This is a genomic window from Oscillibacter sp., assembly GCF_031978065.1.
GTDB lineage: Bacteria > Bacillota > Clostridia > Oscillospirales > Oscillospiraceae > Oscillibacter.
In genome coordinates this window covers 1-4247 of record NZ_DALZCH010000167.1, presented here as the reverse complement: position 1 = coordinate 4247, position 4247 = coordinate 1, and the positions used below count along the sequence as shown (strand labels likewise).

Genomic DNA, 4247 nt, shown 5'->3' with positions numbered 1-4247 from the left:
GGGCGGGGGCGTGGGGGACGAGTCCCAGTGGCGGGGGAAGGGGGGGGGGCGGGGCGGCCGGCGGGGCGGGCGGGGGGGGGGGGGGGGGAGCGGGCCGGGGATGGGGGGGCGGGACGGGAGGGGGGACGCGGGCCGGGGCGGCGAGAGGCCGCGATACGGTGTGAAAGAAGAGGGGATCGGGAATGGAACACAAGGCGGTGTTAAAGACAAAAGCGGCAATTGCCGCAATTCTGGCTGCGCTGACGGCCTTTTGGGGCTGGTTCGGGTGGCTGGTGGTGGTCTGGGTAGGCATGATGCTGCTGGACTGGCTGATCGGCAGCGCAGCGGCTTTCAAGAAAGGGAAGTGGAGCAGCGCGAAGCTGCGGGCCGGTGCGTGGCACAAGGGCGGCGAGGTGGTAATTGTGGTGGTGGCGCTGGTGGCGGACTGGCTGATCGGGCTGGTGGTGGCCAATATTCCCGGAGTGGTGCTGCCGTTTGAGTATACCGTGCTGCTGGCGCCGCTGGTAATCGTGTGGTACATCATCGGGGAACTGGGCAGTCTTGCGGAGCACGCCGTGACATTCGGTGCGCCGGTGCCGGGGTGGCTGGTGTCCGCGCTGGAGGCTGGGAAAAAGGCCGTGGACAGCGCGGGGGACAAGCTGACCGGAGATAAATAGTTGTAATCCAGCCGCAGCGGCGGCAAATCATAATTTTATGAAGGAGAGTACATAACCATGAGAAAACCTGATATGAGGCGCAGAACCGACCGGGCGGGGCAAACCATCGAGGAAAATGGGTTTCGCTATTCCTATGACACAGACGGATACGCAAAAAGCGCAGTGAAGATCAGCGACAGCTCCGGCGTGGTGGTGGACGGGAAGCTGATTCCCGGCGAACCCATCAAGCGGCCCGTGAAGACGGAGGAGAAGGCGTGAGGCACGGACGATGAAGACGGTAAAGGAGCTGCTGGCTATTGCCCGGGCGGAGTTGGGGACAAAGGAATCCCCTGCCGGAAGCAACAAGGTGAAATACAACACCTGGTACTACGGGCGGGAAGTGTCCGGCGACTCGTACCCGTGGTGTGTGGTATTTGCGTGGTGGTGCTGTGCGCAGGCAGGCGTATCCTTGCCCGTAAAAACGGCGAGTTGCACCGCGCTGATGAACGCGGCCAAAACGACGGGGATGTGGATTACGTCTGGATACCAGCCGGGGGACATTGTGATTTTCGACTGGGGTGGAGACAAGATCCCCGACCACTGCGGAATCATCGCGCAGCTAACGGGCACCGGATACAAGTGCATTGAGGGCAATACCGCCGTAGGAAACGATTCCAACGGCGGGCAGGTCATGGAGCGTACCCGGGCCGCAAAGACGATTCTGGGGGCGGTGAGGCCTGTGTATGCGGCGGAGTTGCCGGAGGGCGTGCAGTGGGCCGTGGACAGCGGCATCATGCAGGGCAACGCTGCCGGTGATTTAATGCTGGACAGCCCGCTGACCCGGAAGCAGTTTGTCACGATGCTGCATCGTTATCATACGAAGTTTAGGGGATAGCTGACTCCGCGAAACGGTGCCCGAATTGGACACAAGGAAGACTCCGGGGATTACAAATCCCCGGAGGCATGAGAAATAAATGAAATTGACTTTCTTTGCGTCAGTAAAACCGACAGGATTAGGCCCTTACTCTCACATACACCTGCCCAACTGCGTTTCCTTCCTCATCGCTGGCGGTAATGAGGGCAAGCCCCGCACCTGCCGCCTTAACTTTTCCACTATTGGAGACGGTGGCCACAGATGGGTCCATGGACGTCCATATGCCTGCAAATGTATTCGTATTATCATCTGCCGTCAATCGACAGGTCTTGTCCACTTTTAAATCCACCGCCAGCCGATATTCGTCCGCATTTTCTACCACCAGAATATGAATGGATTCCGTATAGGAATCTCCATCTGTCACGGTTATGACGGCATTTCCGGGGGCCACGGCGGTTACAATGCCGCTTGTATCCACCGAAGCCACCGCACTATCAGAGGATGTCCATGTTGCATCTTTGTTTTTGCTTAAATCATTGCTGACGCTTAGTTGCAGATTTTCTCCTACTCCAAGAACTACTTTGAGCTGCTTCACAGTACTTTCAGTTTTTACTGTATAGCATTCTATGGCACTTCTTTCGATTACATAAATTTTACCGTCTAGCACGTTGGTTGAAAATGAATATTTGGGAGTCGACATAGGTTCCAGTGTAGTCCATACATTCGTGGATGGATCATAGAATTCGACTGAAGATAAAGGGGTTGAGCCGTCATTTCCACCAATCGCATAAATTTTTCGGTTAATCACTTCGGTTTGAAAATCGAATCTTGGTGTTGACATAGGCGCCAGCATGGTCCAAACATTTGTGGATGGATCATAGACTTCGACAGATGACAATTCTTGAGATCCGCTATATCCACCAGTGACAAAAATTTTCCCGCCTATGACTTCGCTTCGGAAGTTTATTCTGGCAGCCGACATAGGCGCCAGAGTCGTCCACGTATTGGTAGATAGATCATAGACTTCTGCTGAGGATAGAGCTGATGAAGCGTCAGTGCCGCCAATAGCGTAAATCTTCCCGTCAATCACCTCTGTTTGAAAGGCGCGTCTGTCAGTCGACATAGGGGCCAGTGTTGTCCATTCATTGGTAGATGGATCATAGACTTCTAGAGAAGACAAATAAGTGGATACAGACGATGAAAACCAGCCACCCATTACATAAATTTTCCCATCTATGACCTCGCTTTGAAATGCAAATCTGGCAGCCGACATGGGCGCCAGAGTCATCCATTCATTGGTAGATGGATCATAGACTTCTGCTGAGGATAAGGGGTTATTGGAATGTCCACCAATGGCATAAATTTTTCCACCTACCACTACAGTTTGAAAGTTTCGTCTTTCCGCCGACATAGGGGCCAGTGCTGTCCAGAAATTGGTAGATGGATCATAGACTTCTGCTGACGATAAGAATGCACCGGCATAACCACCAATGGCATAAATTTTTCCACCTATGACCTCTGTTTGAGAATTGACTCTTGGTGTTGACATAGACGCTAACGTAGTCCAGCCTGCATCGTTTTCGGCCGCCAATACGTTTGTGCTTGGAATGAGTAGTGCAATCAAAAGCAGCGATAGTACACCAGTTTTTAAAATTCTTTCTCTCATGGGATTCCTCCTAAAATTTTTTGTGTCTTATCCTATCTATAAAATTACATTGGATAAGCTTACTCAGAGTGCCAGTGTGTAGTCAGACCAATTCCAATAATGTTATCTACTGGCGAATTCTTACATTAAGAGTCTATATTAATTATTCATAGATTTCAACTGCTCTTTTGGCGTGCGCCTTGGAGACCAATAGAGTCTTCGTGAATTTGTGAGCCACAGTGGCTATGCTACTTACCCCTACATTAGTGATCTCATTCTGGACAGTCCGCTGACCCGGAGGCAGCTCGTCACGATGCTACATCGATATCATGTGAAGTTCGGGGGATAGTTGACCCCCAATAGATATATAAAGCCAAACAGGGCGGGGCGCTGCCCCGTCCTGATTTTTTTAGAGAGGTGAATACGATGGCAAAGAAAATTGATACAAGCAATCAGGGCAAGTGGGGCAACGCTTCTGGGTGGGATTTGGTTGGCGGCGGTTCGTCTGGATCGTCTTCAAAGTCCAGTTCTTCCAGCAGCTCCAAAGCATCTTCCAGCGGGAGCAGTTCTTCGAGAGGCAGCTCCTCTGCCTACGATAAAAATACCGGTGTGGATTACAGCCGAAACCAGAGCCTTGCGGGACAGACAGTGCGGCAGGGGATGTATGACGTAACCTATGACGAGCTGGGCTATGCTAAAAGCGGCGCAAAGAGTTCCGATTCCCCCGGATATATCGTGGACGGCGTATATTACGGAAGCGACGGAACCCCTTACAACGGAACCTACCGGAATTCCGATGGAAACTATGTCTCTCAGAACGGAGTGGACCAGGGCACCGACTATCAGGCGAAAATCAACGTGGCCAAGGCCAAGGGCGATCTTGCGGGGGCGGCCATTTATGAGCAGCTTCGCAATGAGAAAATTAATTCTCCCGATTACACCGGGAGCCAGTCGGCAACCAGCCTGTACGGCAGCTATCTGCCGTCCTCTGTCTCCCAGAAACAGCAGAATTACGGAACGTGGGAGGATTTTTTGACTGCATCCGGCTATCAGGACTACAACGAGCAGGTGCAGGCCGCCATCAAGGCGGCGG

At 52.8% G+C, this 4247-nt stretch carries 5 protein-coding genes; 4 read left to right on the top strand and 1 reads right to left on the bottom strand.

The window, feature by feature from the left end; translation table 11 throughout:
• Positions 1 to 182 precede the first annotated feature (182 nt).
• The 3 genes from RTK01_RS16005 to RTK01_RS15995 are packed head-to-tail and all read left to right on the top strand — an operon-like array spanning position 183 to position 1530.
• A complete protein-coding gene (locus RTK01_RS16005; RefSeq protein WP_312281928.1) occupies positions 183 to 656 on the top strand; it encodes a phage holin family protein in 474 nt (157 codons plus the stop codon).
• A gap of 57 nt (positions 657 to 713) precedes the next feature.
• A complete protein-coding gene (locus RTK01_RS16000) occupies positions 714 to 914 on the top strand; it encodes a hypothetical protein (RefSeq protein ID WP_312281927.1) in 201 nt (66 codons plus the stop codon).
• A gap of 10 nt (positions 915 to 924) precedes the next feature.
• Positions 925 to 1530 carry a CHAP domain-containing protein gene (locus RTK01_RS15995; RefSeq protein WP_312281926.1) on the top strand — a complete coding sequence of 202 codons (606 nt, stop codon included), beginning with the start codon at positions 925 to 927 and terminating at the stop codon, positions 1528 to 1530.
• Positions 1531 to 1648: 118 nt separating this feature from the next.
• On the opposite strand, the gene RTK01_RS15990 is transcribed toward RTK01_RS15995, so the two are convergent.
• Positions 1649 to 3175, bottom strand: coding sequence for a kelch repeat-containing protein (locus tag RTK01_RS15990; protein WP_312281925.1), 1527 nt, complete (start codon positions 3173 to 3175; stop codon positions 1649 to 1651).
• A 405-nt stretch (positions 3176 to 3580) separates the two neighbouring features.
• Between RTK01_RS15990 and RTK01_RS15985 the strand changes: the two genes are divergently transcribed.
• Positions 3581 to 4247: hypothetical protein (locus RTK01_RS15985; RefSeq protein ID WP_312281924.1), on the top strand; the 667-nt coding region annotated here is incomplete at its 3' end.

Bases quoted from the DNA above. Each gene is read 5' to 3' on its own strand.
- RTK01_RS15990 (WP_312281925.1), bottom strand. From the start codon at position 3,175: ATGAGAGAAAGAATTTTAAAAACTGGTGTACTATCGCTGCTTTTGATT.
- RTK01_RS15995 (WP_312281926.1), top strand. From the start codon at position 925: ATGAAGACGGTAAAGGAGCTGCTGGCTATTGCCCGGGCGGAGTTGGGG.
- RTK01_RS16000 (WP_312281927.1), top strand. From the start codon at position 714: ATGAGAAAACCTGATATGAGGCGCAGAACCGACCGGGCGGGGCAAACC.
- RTK01_RS16005 (WP_312281928.1), top strand. From the start codon at position 183: ATGGAACACAAGGCGGTGTTAAAGACAAAAGCGGCAATTGCCGCAATT.